The organism is Nonomuraea sp. PA05 (assembly GCF_008086045.1).
Taxonomy (GTDB): domain Bacteria; phylum Actinomycetota; class Actinomycetes; order Streptosporangiales; family Streptosporangiaceae; genus Nonomuraea; species Nonomuraea monospora.
In genome coordinates, this window is the sequence record NZ_VSEY01000001.1 from 404,124 (window position 1) to 429,474 (window position 25,351).

At 65.8% G+C, this 25,351-nt stretch carries 18 protein-coding genes and 2 pseudogenes; 9 read left to right on the forward strand and 11 right to left on the reverse strand.

Features of this window, described 5'->3' with window-relative positions:
- Positions 1–8: 8 nt before the first annotated feature.
- The 4 genes and pseudogenes from FXF51_RS63640 to FXF51_RS02160 form a co-directional block, all read right to left on the reverse strand.
- Positions 9–488: pseudogene (locus FXF51_RS63640) on the reverse strand (helix-turn-helix domain-containing protein); the annotation flags it as partial.
- Positions 403–1,158 (reverse strand): GntR family transcriptional regulator, encoded by a 756-nt coding sequence (locus FXF51_RS02150; RefSeq protein WP_148432494.1) that lies wholly within the window; start codon positions 1,156–1,158, stop codon positions 403–405. The pseudogene FXF51_RS63640 and the gene FXF51_RS02150, both read right to left, overlap by 86 nt.
- Positions 1,159–1,436: 278 nt before the next feature.
- The gene (locus FXF51_RS02155) at positions 1,437–2,090 is read right to left on the reverse strand and encodes a hypothetical protein (RefSeq protein WP_148432495.1); all 654 of its coding nucleotides are present in this window, start codon (positions 2,088–2,090) and stop codon (positions 1,437–1,439) included.
- A 156-nt stretch (positions 2,091–2,246) separates the two neighbouring features.
- Positions 2,247–3,242, reverse strand: coding sequence for a hypothetical protein (locus FXF51_RS02160; RefSeq protein ID WP_148432496.1), 996 nt, complete (start codon positions 3,240–3,242; stop codon positions 2,247–2,249).
- Between the two features lie 349 nt (positions 3,243–3,591).
- On the opposite strand from FXF51_RS02160, the gene FXF51_RS02165 reads away from it, so the two are divergent.
- The 6 genes from FXF51_RS02165 to FXF51_RS02190 all read left to right on the forward strand — a co-directional run bounded on the left by FXF51_RS02165 (position 3,592) and on the right by FXF51_RS02190 (position 10,111).
- Positions 3,592–4,755, forward strand: coding sequence for a DUF6042 family protein (locus tag FXF51_RS02165; RefSeq protein WP_148432497.1), 1,164 nt, complete (start codon positions 3,592–3,594; stop codon positions 4,753–4,755).
- A 62-nt stretch (positions 4,756–4,817) separates the two neighbouring features.
- A complete protein-coding gene (locus FXF51_RS02170; protein WP_262379240.1) occupies positions 4,818–5,441 on the forward strand; it encodes a hypothetical protein in 624 nt (207 codons plus the stop codon).
- Positions 5,442–5,634: 193 nt separating this feature from the next.
- Positions 5,635–6,831: a PIN-like domain-containing protein gene (locus tag FXF51_RS02175; protein WP_148432498.1), complete on the forward strand. Its 1,197-nt coding sequence runs from the start codon at positions 5,635–5,637 to the stop codon at positions 6,829–6,831.
- A gap of 620 nt (positions 6,832–7,451) precedes the next feature.
- On the forward strand, positions 7,452–7,739 hold the full coding sequence (locus FXF51_RS02180; protein WP_148432499.1) for a PadR family transcriptional regulator: 288 nt from the start codon (positions 7,452–7,454) through the stop codon (positions 7,737–7,739).
- Positions 7,736–8,545, forward strand: coding sequence for a hypothetical protein (locus FXF51_RS02185; protein ID WP_148432500.1), 810 nt, complete (start codon positions 7,736–7,738; stop codon positions 8,543–8,545). Before FXF51_RS02180 ends, FXF51_RS02185 begins: the two co-directional genes overlap by 4 nt.
- A 129-nt stretch (positions 8,546–8,674) precedes the next feature.
- On the forward strand, positions 8,675–10,111 hold the full coding sequence (locus tag FXF51_RS02190) for a pentapeptide repeat-containing protein (RefSeq protein WP_148432501.1): 1,437 nt from the start codon (positions 8,675–8,677) through the stop codon (positions 10,109–10,111).
- A gap of 277 nt (positions 10,112–10,388) precedes the next feature.
- Here the strand turns inward: FXF51_RS02190 and FXF51_RS02195 are convergent, their stop codons facing one another.
- On the reverse strand, positions 10,389–10,589 hold the full coding sequence (locus tag FXF51_RS02195; RefSeq protein ID WP_148432502.1) for a hypothetical protein: 201 nt from the start codon (positions 10,587–10,589) through the stop codon (positions 10,389–10,391).
- 118 nt (positions 10,590–10,707) lie between these two features.
- Between FXF51_RS02195 and FXF51_RS60425 the strand changes: the two genes are divergently transcribed.
- The gene (locus tag FXF51_RS60425; protein ID WP_187414118.1) at positions 10,708–10,863 is read left to right on the forward strand and encodes a hypothetical protein; all 156 of its coding nucleotides are present in this window, start codon (positions 10,708–10,710) and stop codon (positions 10,861–10,863) included.
- Positions 10,864–10,886: 23 nt separating this feature from the next.
- Here FXF51_RS60425 and FXF51_RS62360 read toward each other — a convergent pair whose 3' ends face one another.
- Together FXF51_RS62360 and FXF51_RS02200 are read right to left on the reverse strand one after the other, a co-directional pair.
- Complete coding sequence (locus tag FXF51_RS62360; RefSeq protein ID WP_262379241.1) at positions 10,887–11,012, reverse strand: hypothetical protein; 126 nt, start codon at positions 11,010–11,012, stop codon at positions 10,887–10,889.
- Positions 11,013–11,275: 263 nt separating this feature from the next.
- Positions 11,276–11,491, reverse strand: a complete 216-nt coding sequence (locus tag FXF51_RS02200; protein WP_148432503.1) for a hypothetical protein — start codon at positions 11,489–11,491, stop codon at positions 11,276–11,278.
- A 327-nt stretch (positions 11,492–11,818) separates the two neighbouring features.
- Here FXF51_RS02200 and FXF51_RS02205 point away from each other — a divergent pair, with 327 nt between their 5' ends.
- The gene (locus tag FXF51_RS02205; RefSeq protein ID WP_262379255.1) at positions 11,819–19,327 is read left to right on the forward strand and encodes an RHS repeat-associated core domain-containing protein; all 7,509 of its coding nucleotides are present in this window, start codon (positions 11,819–11,821) and stop codon (positions 19,325–19,327) included.
- 134 nt (positions 19,328–19,461) lie between these two features.
- Here FXF51_RS02205 and FXF51_RS62365 read toward each other — a convergent pair whose 3' ends face one another.
- The gene (locus tag FXF51_RS62365; RefSeq protein ID WP_262379256.1) at positions 19,462–19,593 is read right to left on the reverse strand and encodes a hypothetical protein; all 132 of its coding nucleotides are present in this window, start codon (positions 19,591–19,593) and stop codon (positions 19,462–19,464) included.
- Between the two features lie 106 nt (positions 19,594–19,699).
- On the opposite strand from FXF51_RS62365, the pseudogene FXF51_RS02210 reads away from it, so the two are divergent.
- Positions 19,700–21,296 (forward strand): annotated as a pseudogene (locus FXF51_RS02210) (IS1182 family transposase).
- Positions 21,297–21,475: 179 nt separating this feature from the next.
- Here FXF51_RS02210 and FXF51_RS02215 read toward each other — a convergent pair.
- From FXF51_RS02215 to ltrA, 3 genes are all read right to left on the reverse strand, one after another.
- Positions 21,476–22,399 (reverse strand): hypothetical protein, encoded by a 924-nt coding sequence (locus tag FXF51_RS02215; RefSeq protein ID WP_148432505.1) that lies wholly within the window; start codon positions 22,397–22,399, stop codon positions 21,476–21,478.
- Positions 22,400–22,473: 74 nt separating this feature from the next.
- Positions 22,474–23,247, reverse strand: a complete 774-nt coding sequence (locus FXF51_RS02220) for a transposase family protein (protein ID WP_148432506.1) — start codon at positions 23,245–23,247, stop codon at positions 22,474–22,476.
- A gap of 294 nt (positions 23,248–23,541) precedes the next feature.
- The gene (ltrA, locus tag FXF51_RS02225) at positions 23,542–24,858 is read right to left on the reverse strand and encodes a group II intron reverse transcriptase/maturase (RefSeq protein WP_222871079.1); all 1,317 of its coding nucleotides are present in this window, start codon (positions 24,856–24,858) and stop codon (positions 23,542–23,544) included.
- Positions 24,859–25,351 lie beyond the last annotated feature (493 nt).

Sequence of the window (25,351 nt, forward strand, 5' to 3'; positions counted from 1 at the left end):
TCTTGAGAAAGATGAAGCGCCAGGAGGAGATTTCGAACGACGAACGGAGCAGGAAGATACTGGCCACTTGTAAGCGCATTTACATCCGTTCTACCGACATTTGCCGCCCTGGCGAGATCGTCCGTTGAGAGGCCACTGGAATTGCGGAGATTCCGAAACGCTTCGAAAAATTCATCGGAGTTCCGGATGCTACGAGGTTGGACACCTGCTGACGAAGATCTCTGTCGGGCGCCCTGGGCTGCCTCATGCGCTTCGCTCATACTTCTGTAATCGTGCGATCGCATCGTATCGCTACCTGTCAAGGTGGGTAGAAGTGGTAGGCGACCGATCCGTGCGTCTTGAATGTAGCCATCTGAAAGGTCCGAAAACTCAAATTCGGATGTCCGCTCACTAAGGAGAGGATCACAGTGCCATGCGCTCGTCGGTGAACCGTACACGGGCCGGATTGGCGACAATACGCAGCAGCTCGACCGCTCGGCCGCACTCATCCACGATGACCTGGTCGGCGGCCAGCACCCACGAGCCCGTGGCCAGCCTGAGCCGTGAGGGCTCATCACCAGTCGCGAGCCGGGCCCGCACCGTCCGGCGCGCGACCACTGCGGGGGCGTGGCCGGCGTGGGCCAGCGTCGCGTAGATCCCTCCCGGCACCGCACGCTCGGTCGCGATCGGCGTGCCCTCGACGACCTGCCGGGGGTAGATGGCTTCGTCCAGCCGAACCGGGACGTCGCCGGCGAACGCGGTCCGGGCCCGGGTGACGATGTCGGTGCCGGGCTCGATGCCGAGGAGCGCAGCCACGTCCTGGTTGGCGTGGCCGGGGGTGACGGAGTCGGTCACCATGCGTCCGTCGAGTCCGGCGAGCTTGCAGCACTCAGGCCAGGGGAGGGGGCCGTGGCCGGTGGGGTTGTGCAGCACCAGGTCCACGACGACGGGGCTGGGGTCTTGGACGATCATGCCGACTGCGGCGTTGCGGCGGATCAGCCCTTCCGCTTTGAGAATCTTGTACGCCTCTCGGAGGACGTTGTCGGAGCCGAGACCGTAGGAGCGCAGCAGGTCTCGACTGTGGGGAAGGGGCTGGCCTACGGGGTAGCTGCCGTTGAGGATCTTCTCGCGGAGGTCGTTGGCGACCTGCTGGTAGCGACGGACGGGCTTCTCGGCCATGCGGGCATGTTACGCGCGCAACATGCCGGATGTCTATCGGGTTCCGAGAACTACGCAGCAGAGATCAACTCGTTGAACGCCAGCGCCTGAGGCTGCTCGGCGCTCCCGCGATCTCGCGCGTCGTTCGTATGCGTCGGCTGAATGCTTAGAACTGGGTGTCCGGCTTTGCCTGAACACCAGAGTGTTGTTCGTCGTCTCTCCGTCCCACTATTCGCGCCGGACGGCATGGGGCCATCCCGGCGGAGGGAACGCACGCCGCATGGGATGTCCTCCTCGCTCTAGTCACCTTCCTCGCCGCGGCGGTCGTCTCCAACATCCAGAAGTTCTGGGGGATGTTCGTCTGCGCTGGCCTGGTCCTTCTGGCGAAATCCCAGGCCGGGCTCATCACCGACTGGTTCCGTTTGCGTGGGGCGCCGTCCGTGTGCGGCCTGGATGCGCTTGTTGTAGGCACTGTGCGGGTCGTGAAAGCCGATGGCGTCCTGGACTGGTTTCATGCTGAGCGGCCTCTTCTCGCCACGCACCACGTACCCGCACCGCTCAATGAGGAGTTGCAGAAGGACGGCGTAGTCGCCGCCCTCCTCAAGTGACCCGCGCCATCTGACGAACTGGGCGATCGTCTGGCGTAGTTCCTTGTCGCTGAGCCGGATCGCCAAGCGGCTGATCTCGTCGTTGATGGTGCCTTCTTCCTGCTCCATCTCGATCACCGATCGGCGATCTCGCCGCTGGTCGGGGGTTAGCGCCGATTGAAGGTTGTACGCTGATCGCAGCCGGTTGAAGATCATGATCAGCTCCTCGCTCGCTGCGGCTTCCGCTTCTTGCCGCCGCAGGCGGGCTTGATGCCGGGCCGCGTAGATGGTGCCGAGTATCCCGCCGACGATGGCGAGGAGGCCGCCGAGTGCCGTGCTGAGCAGCGTGATCCACCCTGATGTCATGTCTCACGATCCAACTGCATGGTCATCAGCGCCAGACCTTACTGCTTCTCAGCGGGCCAACACCGAGATCCTTAGCGCACGAGTGGAGGGTAGACCGCCCGAGACCTCTCTGGACGCTGGACTGGACTCAGGGCCGTCGCCACACCTCGGCGATCATCACGACATGTTGAACGGCTGCCACGACCGAGGCATGAAGTCTCGCATGGTGTTCCCTTCCGGTGACGTCCGCACCGGGTCGTAACCTCCACCCATGCGTAAACGCCACACCAGCCCCCCTTCGGCAAGGGGAAGGTCGAAGAGCTTGGGCAACTTAGCGAGAGGAACAGGTCCGCGGACTGTCCGGCCTTCCCAATGCCGCACGCGCTTCAGCAGGGCGCCGCGGTCGCAGAATGCCAGCCCAAAGAACGCGATCTTGAATTCTTTGGGGACTGTCATCGGCAAACGCCAAATTCCAGGATTTAAGCGGGTGAGGAACAGGTAGCCAAGGCGAAGCGCCCGCCCATTGGGTGTGGCGCCGAAGCAGAAGGCAATGAAGGACTCGCTGGCGTCCAAGGGGCGGGTCGTTCCATGCATGGTGAATCGGCGACCCTCCCACCACAGCGACGGCGGCCCAACTTCCACAGTGATCGGTACCTGCGATGCCTCTTGCCTCTCCTGGGCATCGCCCGGCAGCTTGTCCTCATGCGCTGCTTCTTCGCCGAACAGGGTGGCGTTGAGGTCGCGTTGGTCGGCCAGCGTGTTCTCCAGAAGGGTGAGCAGCGAGACAACGAGAGAAATGAAGGCGATCTCCTGCCCCTGTGGAACCAGCCGTCGAAGACCACTCAGTTTCGGCTGATCACGCAGCAACTGATCGATTGCCCCTGGCAGGTCATCGAGTTGACGCGCCAACCCTTCGATCCCGTCGGCAAGACGAAGCTTCTCTTCACGGTCAAGCTCAACACCTCCAGCGGCGGCACGGATGATTCGCAGCGTGGCCCTAATGGCTTCACTTCCACAGTGGAGCCCGCAGAACGGGCAGATCATGTCAACCGGCGGCAACGCCTGCGGCAGGTGCTCATCCGGATTTTGGGTGAAAGGGAGCGGATGTGAAGAAACATCAACTTCGGCATCAAAATGAGAGTGACAGCGCGTACAGATGATGGGCAGCTTCACGGGTCCTCCCACGTGCGGCGTGTATCGAGGGTAGGTTCTGCACTGCCTGATAGTCACCCTAAGGTCATCCTGATCAGGATCCTCTCGTGCGCGGCGGTAGGTAGAGCGCCCCGAGACCTCCCGGACTCGAAGCTCTCCTCGTTGTCGGGAACCCTCATCTGCCTCCGCGCGCACGCATGAGGACGGCTCGGCGACTCCTGTTCCAACGGCCCCGGCGATACAGCCCATCACACCGTCGAGCTTTCTCCCGCGCCTTCACTTCGGGGCCGGAGGGAGTCGCTGTCCCGCTGGAGGTCGAAGGCGGCAAACGCTCCGCGAGAACAGCCTCCTCACGGGTTACGGTCATCGCATGGAGATCATCACTGTGAAGGACTACTGGCCGGAGTACGGGACGATCGTCGTCCGCGACACCTGGGGGGAGGAAACGGTGGCGGAACCAGAGCTGCCTCTGCTCGGCGAGCACGACCTGGACGCGCAGCCCTCAGGCACGATCGCCAAGGCTGGCGCCGGGTGGTTACAGGCGTCGTCGCGGGACGGGCGTCACTGCGTGCACCTGGAGGCCCATGACGCTCCCCCGCCCCTGGATGACGGGTGGGACGACGTGGTGGAGACGCCGTACCAGGCCCGTACCGGAGCCGTCTATCTGACCAGCGTCATGAGTAGCGACCTCTACGTTGACATCCCGCTGGAACTCGGCGCTCCAGGCTTGTACCGGGTCCGCGTCGCTTGCCGCCACACGCCTCCTGAGATCCCCGGCTTCGAGGCGTCGGAGGGCGACCTGTGGCGAATGCAGTTCTGGCCGACCGCCCTGGAGCCGCCCCGCTGGCTGGCCCGCAGTCGGCCCGCCGTGCGTTCGGCCAGCACCGGCTGGCGGACGTGCCTCGGCCTGCCGGGTCAGGAGGTGCTGTCCGCCGTCCGGCTTGCGGCGGCCACCGGCGAAGCCACCGAGGACCGGATCGCCGCCGCCTACCAGCCGTGGTCCAGCGGCTCGGGCGACTGGAATTCCCCCATCGACGATCTGTCGCGCTTCGCCGCCCAGCTCGGTGTGCTCGCACCGGCCACCCGCCGGGACCTGCTCCCGCTCCTGGTGGCCGCAGGCGTGCTGATCACCGAGACGGCGGGCGGCGTGACCCGCTACCGCCTGGCCCCGGACCCGCCGCGAGCCGAGGAGGTGCTGGAACTGCCCGCCGACGAGGTCGCCATGATCCGGCAGCAGGACGCCCGCCAACGCCACACATCCTTCGCTGCCGACCTTGCCGCCCTCGCGGTGTGGAGCCCGGTCGGCGCCGTCACCGCGACTCCGGAAGAGCTCGCCGACCGGTTGCTGGCTACGGCCGAGGACATCCGCGACACCATCCGTTACGGCGTCGAATGCGCCCTGCTCAGGATCCCCGCGAACGCCACCTTCAACGCCCAACCTCGCTCACCGCAGCAACCTGACGTCGGCCGCGTCGCCACACCGGAAAAGCGCCTTGAAGGGTCGGTCTTCACGTCCCAGAGGTGGAAGGGCTAGATCGTTGATGTGAAATTCGCTGGTCGCCTGCGGACATAGGGAAGGGCGTCCAAGATCGGTTTGTGAAGACTGAGCTGGACGCCCTTCTGACCGCACTCTATGTCTATCTGGACGATCACGTGATGCCTTCGCGGGGACGGCCTCGCGGACGGGGCCGGCCGCCGGTGCTGACCTCGGCCGAGGCGGTGGAGGTGGCGGTGGCGCAGGTGCTGCTGCGATGCGATCAGGAGCGCTACTGGCTGCGGGTCGCGTCGGCCCGGATCGGTCATCTGTTCCCGCGGTTGCCGTCCCAGGCCGTCTACAACCGGCAGCTGCGAGAGCTGGGCCCGCAGATGTCGGCGGCGGCGTTGTGGCTGGCCCGCCAGGTCCCGACCTGGCACGAACCGCCGCGGCTGATGGACGGCACCCCGGTCCGGTGCGGCGCCTCGCGGGTGACGGTCAACCGCTCCAGCCTGGGCGAGATCGCCGGATACGGCATGGACAAGTCCCACCACGCCTTCTACTGGGGTGCCAAGCTGATGCTGATCACCACCGCCGACGGCGCGGTGACCGCCTTCAGCCTGGCCTGCCCCAAAGAGCTCGACGAACGCAAGCAGGCGCTGCACCTGCTGCACGTCACCCCGATCGCACCCGGGCCGTGCCCGATCGTGTGCGACAAGGGATTCGCCGGCGCCGGCTGCCCGTGAAGTGGCCGCCTGCCGCGCTGAGCAGAAATTTCGCCGGTGTGTCTTCCGACGGACCTTCCGCGCGAGCCCTACCCTGACTCACTATGAGCCAGGACCCCCACGGACTCGCGCCCAGTTGTCATCTCTCCGGGAGACGTTCCCGGGATACTTTCCGCCGAACGACGAACAGACGCGGGGCTTCCTGACGGCTGGGATGGTCGTCCTCGACTCGAACACTCTGCTCGATGCCTACAAGCTCACTGGCACGGCGCGAGCCGAGTTCTTTGCCGCTCTCCGTCTTCTCGGCGACAGGCTGTTCATCCCGCATCAGGTCGGCCTTGAGTTCATGCGGCAACGGGCCATCGTCATCAAGGCAGGCACGGCTTTTCCCGCAAGATTCAGGGAGGCCGCGAAGAAGCTGCACGGCGAAGTTCAGAGTCTCCAAGAGCATCGCCGTCTCCAAGGTGAGGACGTCAGAGGCATCAGAGATGCGATCGACGCTGCTGTTGAGGACATCCTCAGGCGTCATGCCGATCTGTACGACTTCGGTGTCTCGCTGGAGTCGAGCATCGAAAACGACGATCTGTTCAAGGAGATCGATCAGATTACGGCAGGTAAGGTCGGCCCTCCGTTCGCGAAGCCGGGGGAGATGGCGAAGATCGGAAACCAGCGGCTGAAGGATGAGGTGCCGCCTGGCTACGCTGATCGCGAGAAGAACTCTGATAAGGCTCTTGGAGACTTTTTCCTGTGGGAGCAGACGATTATCGAGGCGCGAGAGCGCAAGATTCAGGTTCTGATCGTTAGCAACGACGGCAAGGAGGACTGGATCCGTAAGGAGGACGGACGGGCGCGTGGTCCACGCCCTGAGCTGGTTGATGAGATGCTCGATCGAACTGGCCAGCCCTTCCATCTTGTGAATGTGAAGACGTTTCTGACCCATGCCAAGGCGCATCTACATGCGCAAGTCAGCGACTCCACCATCGAGGAAGCCGAATCCGTTCAGAAGCAGACCGACCAGGCGTCGACTGACAGTCTGCTGGAAGTCGTCACGCTCGAAAGCATGATCCATCTTTTGAGTGAGCCGGAGCGCGCTGCTGTCAAAGAGTTGATCCTCGAAACGGTCGGCCAGAGCAGGGCCTACCGGAACAGTGACGATGACCCTCGCGGCCCATGGATTTTCGCGGATTTGACTAGCGGGTCGGAACGAGCACAGGGTGCCGATTTTCAGTATCCCGTGACGTCTCCCTCCGGGCGGGTGTTCATGCCGTCACCACAACGAGGTTGGAAGGTTCTCCAGGAGAGATTCCTCGAGATGGATACGCAGGGACGAATCTACTGGGGAAAGAATGGTGATAGGCGTCCGGTGCTTAAGAAATTCCTACCGGATGTAGAGGCTCGCTTCTACTTCTGAGCGGGGATGGTGCTTCACGGGCGGATGAGCATGGAACTTACAGCGTAGCCTTGTGATATGAGCATCGCGCTGCGTCACCACTGCCGGCCACGCGGTGCCGCGGCGGAGGTGTTCGCTTGCCGCGCTCCCGAGGTGCTCCTCTCGGGCCCAGCCGGCACGGGCAAGTCGCGGGGCCGCGCTGGAGAAGCTGCACGCGATGATGCTGACCAACGCGGACGCCCGCGCCTGATCGTCCGCAAGACGTTCGTCTCGCTCGGTAGCACAGGCCTGGTGACGTGGCGGGAGGTCACCGCCGTGTCCATCGCCCGTCGGCCACGTCACCTGGTAGAGCATCACTGTCGACAGCAACTCACAGGTTATGAGTCCGTGGCTAGGTCGAGGGGTGTCGCGATGTGTCGCGGAATCAAGGTTCCGCTGGTTGGCGCCATGTGTCCTCGAGGGTGCGCTTGGGATTTCGCCCAGGATGGAGGTCGTGTGCGACTGTCGGTCTTCCTGCGGTCTCCCAAACTGGGATGGCAGGCGGGGGAACTGAGAGCCGCAGTCGCGCGTTGAGAAGGTACGCTATCTCGACATAGGTCGAAGACGACCCTCCCGGAGGTGCCATGGCCGCACCTATCCGCATGACCCGCACCACCAAAGACGTCCTGGAGATCCTCCAAGGCGCGGCTCTGCAGGGGCAAGCTACGTACGGGCTGGAGATTTGTAAGGCGACGGGCCTCGGTTCGGGCACCGTCTACCCGATCCTCTCGCGTCTTGAGCGCATCGGCTGGGTCCGTGCTTACTGGAGCGAAGACGAGGCGCGAGGCCCGCGCCGGCGAATGTACGAGCTCACAGGCGAGGGGCGCTCCCAGATCGCCGGATTCGCCACTCCTCCTGGGCTCCTCAACCGTCTCGGGTGGGTGCGATGACCTTCTGGCGCAAATTCAGCCACAAAGATCGTCTTGCGAATCTACTGCTGGAAGTGCAGGTGCGGGCCACGCTTGAGAGGCAAACGCTAGTTGGGATGAAGCCGCAGGTTACTGCGTGCGGGGATTATGCCGTACGCAAGTTGCTAGCAGAGCTAGAGGGCAACCGAAGCTGTTTGATAATGATGGGCAACATAGTCGTAATAAAGACTGATGATACGACCGCCGTCCAAGAGCTAACGCCTCCCGAGGTCGCTTTCGCCCAGACGATCTCCTCCATGGAGCCGACAAGGTTCCTCGCGGAGCTGGAAAGTTTCAGGGTGGGAGTCAAGCCTCAAATACTCCATTCCTCTACGGTCGATGGAAGCGACACCGCCTCACGAACACCCCCCGTAAGCGCGCGGCGGCTCGCGAAGATGGCTTCCTCAATCGCCGTCGAACCCGAACGTGACGAGGAATGGCGCAACGCCCTCCAGGACCTCGCCGCCACAGGCACCCAACGCGAAGTCATCTGCTTCGCCGCAGGCCTGCTGTACGCAGCCCTCCACTCGCGAGCCACCCATCTGGCGAGACGGGCCGGTGCCCCATGCGTCGCCTACCTGTGCTGGGTCCTGCGCTCCCAGATCCGCACGTGGGCGCCGCTCCTCGGTCTCAGCTTCTGGGGCGGTCTTGAGACCGCCGTTGACACGGGGCCGGGTGCGGGGATCGTCTTTATCCTCGTCACTGGGATCGCGTTCTTCGGGCTCGTTGAGTGGCTGCGGAAGCGGTTGGGTGTCCGAGTTGGGCGTCCCGACATTCCCTTGGAGTGATCTGTCGGCCGGTTGCCTATCCGCCCTCCGCTCCAGCCTTGTTGGTGCCGGTCGCGTTCGGCGCTGGCCCGATGCGGCAGAGTACCTCGGTGGCTATCGTGGCGCGCTGCTCAGGCACGCAGAGTCTGCATGAAGGCGGTGAAATGGGTCATGGGACTAATCTCACGCTTTTCGAAGACACACGCAGAACCGCCCGAGCTGCGCCCGCCGAGCTCGATGTGGTGGTGGATCCTCCCTGCGGCCCTACTGATCGGCGCTGCAGCCTGGGCCACTTCCGTCTGGCTGCTTCAGGACGTGGATAGGTTACCCATCGATAAGCAGATCTCGGCGCGTATCGAGGCTGCCCGTACCGCACTGGCTGCCGCGGCTGGCGTGGGTGCGGCGGTGACGCTGATGCTGGCCGTACGCCGCCAGCGGCACCAGGAACTGGCCACCGCGCACACCACCCATGACGCCGCCGAACGACGCACCACCGAGTTGTACACCAAGGCGGCCGACCAACTCGGCAGCGATCAGGCCCCAGTCCGCCTGGCCGGCCTGTACGCCCTGGAACGCCTCGGCGAGCACACTCCAGCGCTGCGGCAACGCGTCGTGGACGTCATATGCGCGTACCTGCGGATGCCGTTCGCGCCGCCTCCTGACGGGAGCGGCCGGGTCGAGCCCGCTGTGCCGCGCGCCGCCGTCGGCGGTGTCTCTGCGCCCGCAAGTCGCGATCCCCAGGAGGAGCGTCAGGTCCGACTGGCCGCTCAGCGCATCCTAGCCGACCACCTGCGCCATGAGGAGCCGCCCGTCCGCCACTGGTGGCAGCCCCGCGCCGTCCTTGACACCCGCCACTGGTCCGGTATCCGCCTCGACCTCACAGGCGCCACCCTGATGGACTTCGATCTGAGGCACTGCCGTGTCGGCGAGGCCAGCTTCGTCGGGGCGACCTTCACCGGCGACGCCAGATTCGTGAAGGCAACCATCATTGGCGATGCCGAGTTCGACCAGGCAACCTTCACCCGTTCTGCCGAGTTCGGCGGCGTGACGTTCACCGGCGACGCTAGATTCGGCAGGGTCACCTTCACCAGCGCCGCCGACTTCATCGGAGCGATCTTCACGCGCCACGCCGAGTTCGGCGGCGTGACCTTCACGGGCGACGCCGTGTTCAGCGGCGCGACCTTTTCCGGCGATGCTGAGTTCGATGAGGTGATCTTCTCCGGCTACGCCGGGTTCGGCGGCGCGGCCTTCGCTGGCGAAGCCCGGTTCCGCAGAGTGAACTTCACCGGCAATGCCCGGTTCGCCGGGGCGACCTTCACCCGTGATGCCCGGTTCGCCGGGGCGACCTTCAGCGGCTACGCCTGGTTCGGCAGGACGATCTTCACCCGCTACGTCGGTTTCGACGGGGCCACGGGATTGGAACGGGCGGAGCTGGATGGCGCGCGGGCGGCGCCAGCGCCAGATGTGCACCGGGAGTGGCCGCCGTGCTGGCGGGCGATGGACGGGACGGACGGATGGCAGACGCTCCGGTTGGCGGTCCCCGGTGCGGAGGGCGGGGCGGGGCTGAGCGGAGAGGCCGGGAGTTGACATGAGGTCTCCCATCAAGCAGCCCCGCTGCGGAAACGGCGACGGGCGCGTTATCGCGCTGGAATTATCCCGTCCTCTCCGAACCGGAACTCGGCACCGAGGCGGTGCCGACGAACAGCCCAGGACACCCCTCCGGGGGCTCATCGCACCGACCGAGCGGAGGATCGCCAGGTACGGCGCATCGTCAAGTGAGCGACCAGGGTCGGAACGGCCAATTCGCCAAACCGCACATGACCCTGGCTCTGGCACGTCGATAGTTTCGCCGATCTTGTCGGCGTCATGCACTTTCCGGCCCAGCCCGCCTATGCCGCCGTCGTGCCCGCAACGCCTTGACATCCTCATCCAGCCTGAATGCCGCGCTCCGGACCTTTGCCGTTGCCTTCTTCACGGCGTCGATCTCGTCCGGGGTGTTCCGCAACGCCAGCAGCGTTTCCTCAAGGTTCTGCATGGCCGCTGTCACGCGAGGGTCGTCGAGCATGCCTCAGGCTACGCCGCGATGGTAGGCGCATCATGGCTCTGCGAGGCGAGCGCCTCGCGCACGGGGATGATGCGGACACGCCTGCGGTTGATCACGTACCGGGTCGAGCATGTTGCCCATGGACCCGGAAGAAGTTAAGGACCGCCTGGCATCCGTGCGACTACAAGCCGCTCTTGAAGAGCACATCATGGCGACCGAGGAGGTGCCTCCGGAGGTGCGTCAGGCCGTGCAAGCGCTGTTTCCGCAGCGCCCACGTTCGGACAGCAGCCAGTGACAGCCTGAACCTCGGTGCCGCCGTCACCCGATCGCCTCCACAGACACCAGCAGAAAGGTGGCGCTCAACTCGGCAGGGATGATCACCGGCCGCCTGATCACGCGATGCGCATCGCCCAGGGGGACGCGCGGATCGCCGAGCTCGAACACGAACTCGGCATGCGCGAGCAGGACCGAGGGCGAGCCGCCCCCGGGGGATCGCCCGCCACACGGTCAGCGCCTCAACTGCAGCAGGCCGGCGAGCCCCCGAGCACCGCCCCGGCTTCGTACCCGTGCGCGACGAGCCCACCAGGCGACCCCAATAGTCACCAGGGCCACCACACCGTTCACGATCGCCGAGACGACCGCGAGTAACGAGATCTTCTAGCGGAGAGTGATCGGGCTCACCACGGCGAGCGTGGCGCGCATGATGGTCAGGCGATCATTACTCGGGGTGCGCCGAGCACCGCCGGGAGGGCGAGCGCGAGCACTAGCAGGGCGACGATGACCGCGACGAGCTTTGACCGCTGGGAGCGCTCGCCGATGTGCCAGTCGCCGACCCACCCCTTGCAGACCGCGCCGAAGGTGACCACCGCAGGGACCCCGCCGCACAGGCTGACGGCGAGTGCACCCAGCCGAGCCCGGCCCACCTCGACGTGACCGCGTTCACAGGCTCATCCCGATCCACATCGGGACGGCGACGCCGGTCACGACCTTCGGGTGCGTCGCGTTCCGCACCCTTTTGATCACTGAAGTCGCTCTTGTCGGGTGATCTTACAAAAGTTACGCTCTGTCCGTTTGATCAAGTGCTCCAGAGCCGCACGAGCCGGGATTCCTGCCGGGTGGGGTGGAGCGACGGCTGGCACCCCCCTGCGGGTGCCTCGTTGTGGTTCGGAGCGTGACGGCGTATGCGCCGGTGTTCGGCATGGAATCGTTCGGGCCGCCGCTGGTTAGGCGCGCGCATCGCGCTTTTGCTGGTGTTGCTGCCGGGCCTGGTGCAAGCCGCTGCTCTTCCTGCGGTGGCCGTTGCCCGGGATCTCACCACGGCGACCACGCAGGGCGCCTTGGATATTCCCCGGCAGCAGATGGGAGTGGGGCGGCAAGGACTGCCGTCGCTGGTCCCGGCGGAGACGACACGTGCTCCGGACAAGGCGCAGAGCGAGATCGCCTCCGGCAAGGTCCGGCTGCCGAGGCAGATGTCCGCTCCGGACGCGGCCCCACGGACGCAGAGCCGGCTGCGGGTGGAGCGCCAGCTGCCGTCCGGGACGGCGCGGGCCGAGGCCCAGGATGTGGCGGCGGCGGCCGGCCCGGCGGTCAAGGACATGTGGCCGTTGAACGGCGCGAGATCGGTGTCGGCGTCGCCGACGCTGCTGGCGCATGCTGAGGGCGGCAGCGCGCCGTACCGGTACGAATTCACCGTGTGTGAGGCGCCCGAGGAAGACGCCAAGGTGACCTACCAGTACGAATACGACCTGTGGTGCGTACGTCAGAAACCCGATGGGTCGTGGTACGTGCCGCCGTGGTCGGGACAGCTCGCGCCGGGAGTGAACAGCTGGAAAATCCCCGTGGGAGAGCTGGAGTGGGGGGCCACCTACGCGTGGAAGGTGACGGTCACCGACGCGGCCGGGGCCGAGGTGACCTCGGCGTATCGCACCTTCGTGACCGGTGTGCGGCAGCCGTTGATCGGTTCGCTGCTGGCCACCCGTGACCAGGGCGGGCAGGAGTTTCAGGCGGTGTCGGGCAACTACACCACGACGGTGGCCGACGCCTCGGTCGCCTCCGCTGGTCCGGCGTTGTCGGTGGTGCGGACATACAACAGCATGGACGCCCGCCGTGACGGCCTGTTCGGTGCCGGCTGGTCGACCCGGTTCGACATGCGTGTCGTCGCGGAGTCCGGCGCCAGCCTTCTGGTGACCTATCCCGACGGCCGCCGGCTGCGGTTCGCGCAGAAGGGGGACGGCACCTTCCAGCCTCCGCCGGGCATGCATGCCAGTCTGGCTGCGCTGCCGGGCGGGGGGTGGAAGCTGATGGACAAGACCTCCACCGTCTACCACTTCAATGCCCAGGGCCGGCTGACCCGCGTGGTGGACGCGCGGGGACGGGCCCAGGAGCTCGCCTACGGCAGCGACGGCAAGCTGGCCACGGTCACGGGCGCGGGCGGCAGGTCGCTGACGTTCGTCTGGAACGGCGCCCATGTCGGCAGCGTGTCCACCGACGCCGTCGATGGCGCGCCGTTGACGTGGACCTACACCTATGACGGGGACAAGCTCGCCACCGCCTGCAGCCCCGGCCTGGCGCCGAAGTGCACCACCTACGGCTACAGCACCGGCTCGCAATATCGAGGCCTGGTCCAAGACGACGAGCCGCTGGGTTACTGGCGGCTGGGCGATCCCTACACGGCGCCCGCTCCGACCCCGACGCCCACCAATCCGATGTGCGAGATCAATCCCATCCTCTGCGGTCCGCAGGAACCGGCGCAGATCCGCGATCTGGGGTGGGGAGCCGGGCCCGCCGGCTACAGCGGGCTGACGCTGCAGCAGCCAGGCGCGCTGGCCGGTACGACGGACACGGCGGCCGGCTTCACCGGCGAGTCCTCCATGGAGTTGCCGGACAGCGTCATGGCCCGCCTGCAAGATCAGCTGTCGCTGGAGCTGTGGTTCAAGACCACCTCTTCGGGCGTCCTGGCCTACACCGCCGCGCAGCGGCCTCCCTCGGTGCCCAGCCTGGCCCCTGCGGGGACGCCGGTGTTGTACGTCGGCACCGACGGCAAACTGCGTGGCCAGTTCCGTACCCTCACCTCCACCGGGGTGGAGATCGCCACCCCCATCACCTCACCCGCGGCGGTGAACAACGGCCAATGGCATCACGCGGTGCTGAGCGGCGCGGGCAACAGCCAGACGCTCTACCTGGACGGGGCCGCGGTCGGTTCCCTGACTGGCAAGATCGACCACAACTGGATGGCCTACACCTCCATCGGCCACGGCCTCACGAATCCCGGCTGGCCGGCCAGCAAGCCGTTGGGCTCGGGCGACTACTTCTTCACCCGGTGGGGGTTCGTCGGCCACATCGACGAGGTCTCCCTCTACGATCGCGCGCTCGGCGCCGCAGACGTGGGCACGCACTATACGGCCCGAGTCGCCGCTCCGCACCTGCTGTCGAAGATCACTCTTCCGTCGGGCCGGATCTGGGCGGACAACACCTACGACGCCGGCAAGGATCGGCTGCTGACCCACACCGACGAACACGGCGGCCTGTGGAAGATCGCCGAGCCGAGCCGGATCGACCGTGAGACCGGCTCCTCCGTCGTCACGGTGACCGACCCGGCCGGCAAGGACAGCACGTTCGAGCACGATGCCTGGCGCGGCTACCGCACCATCGCCCACACCGATCAGGCCGGATTCAAGACCACCGTGGAGTACGACGCCAGAGGCTTCCCCCTGCTGGTCAAGGATCCGAACGGTGTGGTCACCCTGACCGGCCACGATGACCGTGGCAACCTGCGGTACTCCGTGCAATGCCGGGCCGACAACGCCGAAGGGCTGCCCCTGGCTTGCTTCGGCTTCCCCTCTCCCGGCGAGCCTGCCGCGTTCAACCACCGGTGGTGGAGCTTCCACGTCAACGACGACGACCCGTTCGACCCGCGCAACGACCGGCTGACCGCTTTCCGTGACGGCCGTTCGTCCTCGGGCACCGACAACACCTACGCCACCACCTACGAGTACAACTCCTACGGCGAGCAGACCAAACAGACCACCCCGGCCACCCTCGACTTCCCCAACGGCCGCTCGGCCACGGTCACCTACACCGACGGCACCGAGCCCGCGGTCGGCGGCGGCACCACCCCGGCCGGGCTGATCAAGACACGCTCCGACGCCAAGAACAACACCACCACGTTCGGCTACAGCGCGGCCGGAGATCTCGCCGAGCAGATCGACCCGAACGGGCTGATCACCAAGCGGGAACACGATGCTCTGGGGCGTCTGATCAGCCAGACGCAAATCTCCGACGCCCAGCCCACGGGGGTGAAGACCACCTTCACCTACGACGGCACGGGACGGCTGGCCACCCAGACATCGCCAGGGGTGAAGAACGAAATCACCGACGTCACGCACACCGCCCAGACCAGCTACACCTACGACCCGGACGGCAACACGCTCACCGCGACGACCAAGGACCTGACCGGCGGCGACGCGGAACGGCAGAGCGTCTACACCTACGACGCCTACGGCCACGAGGAGACCACCACCGACGCCGAAGGCGGCGTCGTCCGCACCACCTGGAACAAGCTGGGCCTGCAAGACACCGTCACCGATCAGGTGGGCGCGGTGTTCGGCTACGCCTACACCGAGCGCGGGCAACTGGCCGCCCGGACGCTGAAGAACTGGACCGGCAGCCCGGTCAGCCCGCAACCGGCCGCAGAGATCACGCTGGAGTCGTACTCCTACGACCCTGCCGGCCGACTCGCGGCCCAAGTCGATGCGATGGGCCGCAAGACCTCCTACCAGTACTACGACCACGGCCTGCCCTACCGAGTGATCGGTGACGACGTCAAGCTCAACGGCTCGACCACACCCACCGACGTGGTGCTGCAGGAGAACACTTACGACGCGGCCGACAATCTCACCAAGCAGGTGCACGGCGGTGGTATCACCGCCACCGAGTACGTCTATGACGCCGCTGGCCGGCTCAGCTCGGCCACCCTCGATCCGGCCAAGCTGCAGCGCAAGACGGTTTTCGAGTACGACGCCAACGACCAGACGGTCAAGGAGACCTACACCGGTGCGGCGGGCGGTACGCGTGCGGAGAGCGTCAGTTACGGCTACAACGCGGCCGGGGTGCTGACCCGGCAGACGGTCGAGAACGGCGACGAGGACCTCACCACCACCTGGGCGGTGGACGATCGCGGCCTGGCCGTCTCCACCACGGACCCGCGGGGCAACGCCGCGGGCGCCACCGCCGCCGACTACACCACCACCAACAGCTACGACGCGCTCGGCCGCCTGATTGAGATCAAGGCCCCCACCGTCGCCATCGAGAAGGCCGGCAACGCGCAGCAGGGCCGCCCCACCACCCGGATCGGCTACAACAACGCGGGCTGGCAGACCCACGTCATCGACCCGGAGGGCCGCCTTGCCACCACCGGCTTCGACCGGATGGGCCGCCGCACCTCGCTGACCGCCATGCCGTACACGCCGCCCGGCGGCACCCAGGTCACCCCTACGATGGGCTACGGCTACGATGCCGCAGGCCGCCTGACCACGGTCACCGACCCGCGCGGGCAGGTCGCCACGACCGAGTACGACGCGCTGGGCAACCCGGTCCGGGTGACCGACCCGCCCGCCGCCGCAGGTCAGCCCGCCGGTCAGTGGATCTCGGAGTACAACCGGGTCGGCGAGCAGTTGACCGCGATCGATCCGACCGGCGCGCGTGTCCAGGCCACCTACGACGACCTGGGCCGCCAGATCACCCAGACGGTGATCGAACGCAAGCCCGCCAGCGCCGCGTACGTCACCACCCTGACCTACAACGACGCCGGTTACCTCACCAAGGAAGTGCTACCGGGTAACAAGACCACCGACTTCGTCGTGAACGCAGCTGGCGAGGTCGAATCGGTCACCGACCCGGCCCGGGAGATCACCAAGTACAGCTACGACGCGCTCGGCCGCCCCGCCAAGACCACCGATCCGCTCGACAACGCCATGGTCGGCGAGTACGACCTGGCGGGCCGCCTGACCAGCGTGAAAAGCCTGGACAAGAACGGAGCAACGGTCCGCACGGTCGGCCTGGGCTACGACGCCGCGGGCAACGCCACCCGCTACACCTCCGGCGAGGGCCACGTCACCCGCCGCAGCTACGACGCCACCGACCTGCTGACCGAGCTCGTCGAACCGGTCTCCGACAGCGAGCAGATCACCACGAGTTTCGGCTACGACGCCACCGGCGCCCGCACCCGCCTCACCGACGGCCGCGGCAACGCCACCTGGACCGGCTACAACACCCTCGGCCTGATCGACACCTTGACCGAGCCGGCCACCACCGCCCACCCCGCTCTGGCCGACCGCACCTGGACCCACGTCTACGACGTGGCCGGCAACGAGACCGCGTTGATCCAGCCCGGCGGCGTCCGCCACGACAAGCAGTACGACAACCTCAACCGCCTCACCAAGGTCAGCGGATCCGGGGCCGGGATCGTCGCCGACGACAAGACCTACAGCTACGACCTGGCCGACCGCCCTACCACGGTCAGCGGCAACACCCTCGAATACAACGACCGTAGCCTGCTGACCAAGCTCACCACCCCGACCGGGACCAGCACGGCCTACGCCTACGACGCGCTCGGCAACCCCACGCAGCGTATCGACGTCACCGGTACCACCACCTACACCTGGGACGCCGACAGCCGGCTCAAGACTGTCGCCGATCCGGTCAGCGGACGCACCAACACCTACGACTACGACAAGGCCGACCGGCTCACCACCATCACCTCCGCCAACCCGGCCAACACGCAGGCCTTCACCTACGACGCCCTCGACCGCGTCGAGACGCACACGCTGAAGAACAGCAGCGGCGGCCAACTGTCGAAGATCACTTACGGGTGGGACAAGGACGACAACCTCACCAGCAAGGCCACCGAAGGCCTCGCCGGAGCGGGCAGCAACACCTACGGCTACGACCACGCCGGCCGGCTCACCTCCTGGACCGGCCCCGACGGCACCACCACCGCCTACGGGTGGGACGCCGCCGGCAACCGCACCAAGGCTGGCGACAAGACCTTCACCTATGACGAACGCAACCGTCTGCTTGAAGGTGACGGCAGCAACTACACCTACACCCCGCGCGGCACCCTCGCCACCCAGACCAAGAACGGCAACACCCGCACGCTCACCTTCGACGCCTTCGATCGGCTGATCAACGACGGCGACGCCACTTACACCTACGACGCTTTCGACCGCATGCTCACCCGCCAGAAGAACGGCGGCACCCAGCGGTTCGCCTACGCAGGCCTCGACAACGACATCATCGCCATCACCGACCAGGCCGGCGCCGTGCAATCCAGCTACGGACGCGACCCCTTCGGCGGCCTGATCAGCGTCAAGGAAGGCGCCGCCCCCGCCACGGGGGCGCTCACCGACCTGCACCAGGACCTGGTCGGCACCTTCACCGGCACCGCCCTGTCCAGCACCACCACCTACAACCCTTTCGGCGAAGTCACCGCCCAAACCGGCACCGAACCGACGCTGGGCTACCAGGGCGAGTACACCGACCCGGACACCGGCAAGGTCAACATGCACGCCCGCTGGTACCAGCCCGGCACCGGCGCCTTCACCAGTCGCGACACCTGGACGCTAGAACCGAGCCCCTCTGCAAGGATGAACCGCTACAGCTACGGACAAGCCACCCCTCTGACCTACGCCGACCCCTCCGGGCACCGCCCTGATCCGGTAGAGGATCTTTGGTGCCAATACAAATTTGGTGCCTCCTGCGTCTCAGATGATGGCCCGTGGGGTGACTGCAAAGACCAATACGGCAATACGGGACCGTGTGGTGGCTCTAGCGGGAGCGGCGGTGGGCCCGATAAAGACAAGGGCAAGGATGGCCATGGAGGATCGGGCAAGGGGAAAAGCTCGCATCCTAATGCCTCGTCAACACCAAATGCAGCTCCGAAGCCTCCGCCCGTGTATAACCCCCCACCCGTTGCTCATCCGACGGGTGGAGGGCCCAAGGAAGATCCATGCGCGGTGCTATGCTATGTCCCAGTCGATCGACCTAATTGTGGCAAGAAATGCATGGTGGAGCCTCGGCCGGCTGCGGATGACGAGGAACCCCGTACCCCCATTATCCCTATCGGCGATGGAGACCTCGCTCCTCTAGAGGGATTCGACCCTAATGACGGCGCTGATTTCGTTCCGACTCGCGACCGGCCCACAACGGAGCCGGTGGCTGACACTGAACCGGCTCCTGCGCCCGATCCGGGAGACCCGCCTCCTGGGGGAGGGCCAGAGCCTGACTGTGCGCCTTTCAAGGAGAACTATCTAGATCCCCGCGATGGTCGTCCCACTGGCGGAGTGGCTCGGTTCTGCAATAGATCTGACCTGGACGGCGGATCGGATGCGTCGGTGGACCCTAAGTATTGGCCGAGCGCGAATCCGAAACTACCGAATTCGGGAGCATATACTTATAATAGATGTCACATTATAGCTAACAAAATGGGAGGGACGGGTAAGGAGGCGAAGAATCTTGTCCCATGCCTCTCCGTGGTGAACAATGGCCCAATGAAGAGCAGGGAGAGGCGTGTCATCAACGAGGTTAAAAAGGCCAACGGAAGAGGTGTTGTAGATTATCGAGTGACTGTCTTCTATAAGGGCCAGAATAAAATGCCGGATCGGTTCCGCATGGAAGCGTCATTGGACGGCGTGGGTTTCCTCGACGATTGCGTTCATAATGACATGAGTAAAACTGTGACAAGCGGGAGCACTTGTATATAAGCTCACGGCGTGGCCGAGCCGCCTTGATCATTGATGCGGGAAGCCGTGGGTCAGGACGGGTGAGGATGTCGCGAGTCCAGGGCCATCGGGCGGCCAGACGCGGGTGCACGCGTCGGTCGCCTCAGACTACGGCGTCAGTGGGGGTGATCGATGTCGGCCTCGACCACGGTGGTATCGATGCGCAGTTCGCATCCGCGCAGCAGCAGCCTGTCTTCGGCGAGCTTTCCCGCCAGCGCGGTGTTGAGCTGCTCGAACACCTCGGCCACGCCCGTCGGCCCTTACTAGAGCGTCGGTCATGTAGTTCTGATGGGATGTGTGGTAGCTCTTCCTGATCGCGTCTTTGGTCGGGATCAGGGAGAGGATCCGTGATTCATGCGTCCCAGAACGTGGCAACCGCCGGTGGAGCCGTCCCAGGCCGAGCAGACCATCCTGAAGGCGATCCGGCGGGCCAAGCTGTTCGTCTTCCTGCGCCTGCACCGGCACGAGCTGTTCGACGAGGCCTTCCAGGAGGAGCTGGCCGGCCTGTATGAGGATGCGGCCAAGGGACATCCGCCGGTGCCGCCCGCGCAACTGGCGCTGGCGGTGATCCTGCAGGCCTATGCCGGGGTGTCCGATGACGAGGTGATCGAGGCCACCGTGATGGACCGGCGCTGGCAGCTGGTGCTGGACTGCCTGGACGCCGAGCGGCCGCCGTTCGCCAAGGGCACCCTGGTCGGCTTCCGGCGGCGGCTGATCGCGGCGAACGCCGATCGGCGGCTGATCGAGCGGACCATCGAGATCGCCTCGGCGACCGGGGCGTTCGGGCCGCGGGCGTTACGCGCCGCGCTGGACTCCAGCCCGCTGTGGGGTGCCGGACGGGTGGAGGACACCTGGAATCTGATGGGACATGCCCTGCGTAAAGCCGTGGGCATGATCGCGCGCCGGCAGGGGCGGGGGCCGGCGGACAACAGTGCGCAGGAGGCGATCGGCCGGGTCGCGCAAGCGGCGGGGGCGCCGCAGCTGGCCGCCTCCAGCCTGAAGGCCGCCCTCGATGCCGACTGGGACGACCCGGCCGCCCGCGCCCAGGCCCTGTCGGTGGTGCTGGACTGCCTGAACGCGGTGGAGGCGTTCCTCGCCGCGCAACCGGCCGGGCCGGCCGTCGAGCAGGCGGCGGCCTGTGTGGCCGTCGCCGCGCAGGTCCGCGACCAGGACGTCACCTTCGATGACGGCGACAGCCCGGCCCTGAACCGGGGCGTGGCCAGGGACCGTCGCATCAGCGTCGAAGACGGCCAGATGCGCCACGGCCGCAAGTCCCGCTCAACCTTGTTCGACGGCTACAAGCGGCATGTGCTGACCGATCTGGACAGCGGCCTGGTCGCCGCGGTCGGTCTCACCCCGGCCAACATCCCGAGGCGGCCGTCACCGACGATATCGCCGCCGACCTGGCCGCCCAGCACGCCACCCTGGCCGAACTGCACATCGACCGCGCCTACCTGGCCTCCCACCTGGTCCGCCAGCGCGACCCCGGCCTGGAGATCTTCTGCAGGGCCTGGCGGGTCCGCGCACCCGGCGACCGGCTCGCCAAGACCGCGTTCACCCTGGACTTCGCCACCGGGCAGCTGACCTGCCCCACCAGGTGAGCATGCCGTTCCAGCCAGGCCGCACGGTGCACTTCCCCGCCCAGACCTGCGCCGCCTGCCCGCTACGCGAACGCTGCACCACCAGCAGCCGGGGCCGCAGCGTGAGCATCCACCCCGACGAACCCCTGCTGGCCGAACTCCGCGAACGCCAGCTCACCCCAGCAGGCCGCGCCCAGCTCCGCCAGCGCGTCGCGGTCGAACACACCCTGGCCCACATCGGCCGCTGGCAACACCGCCGCGCCCGCTACCACGGCACCCGAAAGAACCTGTTCGACCTACGACGCACCGCCGTCGTCCACAACCTCCACGTCATCGCCCGACAGCAAGACGGCTACCGCCTCACCGTCTGACAACTACATGACCGGCTCTCTAGCAGAACGGACGCAAGTTAGTCGGAAGGACGACACGGACGCTGCGGAATGAGATGACCTCGGGAAGGGTGTGCAGTCTCCCGAGGTCCTTTACTTGATTAAGTTTCACTACCGGGCTGCAGCCGCTGCTGTGCGATGTCGGAAATCGCTGGTTTTTGCTATTGGATGGTGAAGCGGTAGCCGTGATCAGGAGAGTGGGGGCAGACGAAGAGGTAAAGAGCCCCGTAGCGTCCGAGCTCAAGTGTCGTGGGTTCGTGAGCTTCCTCGTAGCTGACAGTTCCCGGCTCCAGATGACGTTCCTCTAGAGGCTGCCAGCGAAGTCGGCTCTCGCTGTCCCATTCCTTGCTGGCGAATGCCATGAGAAACTTTGTCTCTGCACCGCAGACATGGCAAGGCAGCTCGTATTTGTCGGTGAGATGCCAGGACTCCCACCCGCCGATTTTGCAGCCCGGTGCGACTGAAAGGAGGGATTGATACATGACGCCAGCTTCGTTATCCCACCTCTTCAAGGCCGCCTGGAGTTGCTGTGGGAGTGTCGCTGAGTGAGGGTATTCGGTGACCCGCTCTAGGTTTAGTAAGCAAGGACGCGGCAGATAATACTCAAGACTGAGTTCGCTGGCGGGAGCGTCTGGTGGGCTGTCCGGAGTCTCATGGTGTCGCATCGGGGGATCATCGAGGTAGCCCGTGAGGTCTGATATGCGGCGCCAGATCAGCTGGAGAAACGGCACATGGTTATCTTCCAGGAGATGTTCATTGGGGCACCACAGTACTTGCAACAGATCAGTGCCGTTGGGGAAAGTGATCTCGGGTATGTTGCGCGCGTAGAGTTGCGCGACTCCCACCATCGGCACCGGGCTTTCAGGAATGCGATGCTTCCAATCGTCATCAGGTAGTGCGATCGTCCGGTCGCACGTTGGCCATGGCTCATCAGCGGGCCAGATCAGTGGCCCTCCGATGTGGCTATCGTGAATGTTCGGTTCGCCAGGACGTGGGTGAAGACGAACGGCTGTTCTTGCGTATGCCTTCATGGTGGGGAACAGCTCAGCGATGTTATAGGGAGGGCTGGAAGAGGTGCGTGTCATAGAACGCAAGACTAGCTGACCAGTGGTGCTCTTGGGATGCCAAGTACGTGACTCTCAGTGACCCCTTTTCATCCTCAGGACGCCTGAGCAACGCGGTGGTTCTGCAGGACGGCGATGGCCTTGCAGAGGTGGCCAGCCTTGGACGGGCTGCAGCGTAGCTTGCGGAGGATCTTCCAGCTCTTCAGCTGCGCGTTCGCGCGTTCGCCGGGGCCGCGAAGGCGGGCGTGGGCGCGGTTGGCCTGCTTCTGGGATTCGGGTTTCTTCTTGCCCTTGTACGGGGTGCGGACGGGGCCTCCGGCACCTTGATACGCCTTGTCGGCCAGGGTGATGATGCCCGCACGTTCGAGCGCGCGCAGGATGCCCCAGATGCGGGCAGCGCTCAGGTCGTGCGCCTTGCCCGGCAGCGCCCCCGAGGTCCACAGGATCGTCCCGTCCGGTGATGCGAGTACCTGCACGTTCATCCCGTGCACGCGGTGTTTGCCGGAGAAGTAGGGCCGGTCGGCGGCGATGCGGTCGATGTGGATCAGGGTGCCGTCCAGCACCAGGTAGTGCAGCCCGTCCCGTTTGGCCTTGCGCAGCGCCTGGCCGAGCTTGGGCGAGCGGGCCGACAGCAGCATCACCGTCTCCTCCACATACCGCCACGCGGTCGCCGTCGATACCCCGAACCCAGCCCCGAGCTCGGTGAATGTCTCGCCCTTGCGCAGGTGGACCAGCACCAGCAATGCCTGCCGGCCGGGGTTCAGCCGCCGCCAGAGCGACCCGATCGCCTTCCGATGGCGTCGGATCATCCCGGCGACGTACTTCAGCGTCTGAGGCGACAAATCGACGGCAGCACGGTAGAACAGCACCTGAAGCTCCTGGTTGCGACGGTGTGGATTGTGGTGATCAATCCGTCTACCAGGAGCTTCTTCATGTCACCGGCCGAACACCGGCATCGCGATCATGCCGTGACCAGGGCAGCCGCCACGGAGCCTGTAGGGTCGGGAGCTGGCGCGGTGGCGTCTCCTGGCGGTAGGGCTCGGAGCCTGTCTTCCGCCGGTTTCCCGGTCGGCTGTGCTCTCCCCGATGACCATGGCCAGGTTCGTGGCTCCGTTTCCAGCTCCCGCCCGTCGAACCGTGCATGCGGTTCTCCCGCACACGGCTCACCGACGTCGTTCACCGCCGGCATTCGGTCTTTCCCGCCAGGGCTTACCAGCCCTGGGTGCGACGACGATTCCATACAAGCTGATCAGTCCCAGATCGGCCGGTTGGGAGCGGGTCAGCACCCACCAACCGAACGCCATGCTGCGGCGGTGACGCCGTCGTATGAAGTGCGCCAGCCGCATCTGGGCGTATCGTCTGATCTTGCTGAGGCGCTGGGCTGAGTGTCCGTAACGGAAATACCCGGCCCAGCCGCGCAGGAAGTCGTTCAGGTCCTGCACGATCGCCTCCGGCCACAACAGCATCCGACGCCGGGCGGTGATCTCCCGGATCCGGTCCCGGGCGCGCTGCATGGCCTTGTCCGCGGGCCAGCGGGCGAGGAACACAAAAGGTCGTTTCCCGTTGAGGCCTCTGGATCTGACGAGCCGATGATGAAAGCCCAGAAAGTCCAGGCCTTCCCCGCCGACCTCCAGATGGACGATGCGCGTCTTGGCCGCCTTGGGCTCCAACCCCAGCTCGGCCAGCAGCTGGGTCAAGCGGGCCAGCGCCCGCATGGCCTGACTGCGTGACCAGCACATCGCGATCAGATCGTCGGCATACCGGACCAGCGTCCCGTCTGCTTGGTCCCATGCCCGGTCCAGCCGGTGCAGATAGACGTTGCAGAGGACGGGGCTGACCACCCCGCCCTGCGGGCTGCCGGTGACCTCACGTCGCACCTGCCCCTCCTGCATCACCCCGGCGCGCAGGATCTGTCGCAGGAGCTTCAGCAGGGACTGGTCGCAGATGCGTTCCTCGATCGCTCGCATCAACTCCTGATGCGGAATCGCCGAGAAACAATCGGCGATATCCGTCTCGACCACCCACCGGCGCCCTTTCGCCTGCTCATCCACAAGCACTTGCAGGGCGTCGTGCGCCGACCGCCTCGGGCGGAACCCGAACGAGCAGCCGAGCATGTCCGCCTCAAAGACCGGTTCGAACACGATCTTTACGGCGGCCTGCACGACCCGATCCCGAACCGCCGGGATCGACAACGGCCGATACTCGTCCCTGACTCCCGGCTTGGGAATCAGCACCCGGCGAGCGGGCAATGGACGGTATCGCCCCTCCCGGAGTTCAGCAGCCAGTTCATCGAGCAGCCGGGCGACCCCGTACTCCTCGACCTGGCTCAGGGTGGTCTTGTCGATGCCGGGTGCGCCGTTGTTCGCTCGCACCATGACCCACGCGCGCGCCAGGACGTCTCTGCGATAGACCTTGTCCATCAGCGCGTGGAACCTGCGTCCGGGATCGGCCTTGGCCGCCCGGTAGAGCGCATGCTGCAAGGCACGGACCGGATCACGCGGACGCGATCCCGAAGCGGTGGGACTAGCCGGAACGGCACTCACCGGGCCTCCTCCATACAGACACTGCGCATCGACGAAGTAGTGGCCCTTCCCTCACCGCCGGTTGTGTTGTCCGGTCGGCTCAAGCAGTACTACGGCCACCTCCGACGCCCACCCGGCTCACCACCCACTTCCCGAGATCATCGGTTATAGGGCGCGTTACTCCAATGACATGATTCCGCAGGTCACCGGGCCGGGGAGGGCCTCCCCAGTTCCCGCCGTCACTATCGATGCGTTCCGCGCCCCATACGCCGGGGAGTCCTTGACGGCTGCACATCCAGGATCTTCACCGCGTCCATGGCCTTCGCCCCGATTTCGAGAGGCTCGGCACTCCCTCGTCCCGCCCGAAGGGCGGGCTGAGTAACGACGCCGCAGGCTTCGCTTCATGCTACGGACCGCACCATCGCTCCCCCATCAGGGCCTTTGACGCTGG

Coding starts and splice junctions, on each gene's coding strand:
- FXF51_RS02215 (WP_148432505.1), bottom strand. CDS start 22,399: ATGACACGCACCTCTTCCAGCCCTCCCTATAACATCGCTGAGCTGTTC.
- FXF51_RS02175 (WP_148432498.1), top strand. CDS start 5,635: ATGGTCGTCCTCGACTCGAACACTCTGCTCGATGCCTACAAGCTCACT.
- FXF51_RS60425 (WP_187414118.1), top strand. CDS start 10,708: ATGGACCCGGAAGAAGTTAAGGACCGCCTGGCATCCGTGCGACTACAA.
- FXF51_RS02190 (WP_148432501.1), top strand. CDS start 8,675: ATGAAGGCGGTGAAATGGGTCATGGGACTAATCTCACGCTTTTCGAAG.
- FXF51_RS02150 (WP_148432494.1), bottom strand. CDS start 1,158: ATGGCCGAGAAGCCCGTCCGTCGCTACCAGCAGGTCGCCAACGACCTC.
- FXF51_RS02165 (WP_148432497.1), top strand. CDS start 3,592: ATGGAGATCATCACTGTGAAGGACTACTGGCCGGAGTACGGGACGATC.
- FXF51_RS02155 (WP_148432495.1), bottom strand. CDS start 2,090: ATGACATCAGGGTGGATCACGCTGCTCAGCACGGCACTCGGCGGCCTC.
- FXF51_RS02185 (WP_148432500.1), top strand. CDS start 7,736: ATGACCTTCTGGCGCAAATTCAGCCACAAAGATCGTCTTGCGAATCTA.
- FXF51_RS02180 (WP_148432499.1), top strand. CDS start 7,452: ATGACCCGCACCACCAAAGACGTCCTGGAGATCCTCCAAGGCGCGGCT.
- FXF51_RS02195 (WP_148432502.1), bottom strand. CDS start 10,589: ATGCTCGACGACCCTCGCGTGACAGCGGCCATGCAGAACCTTGAGGAA.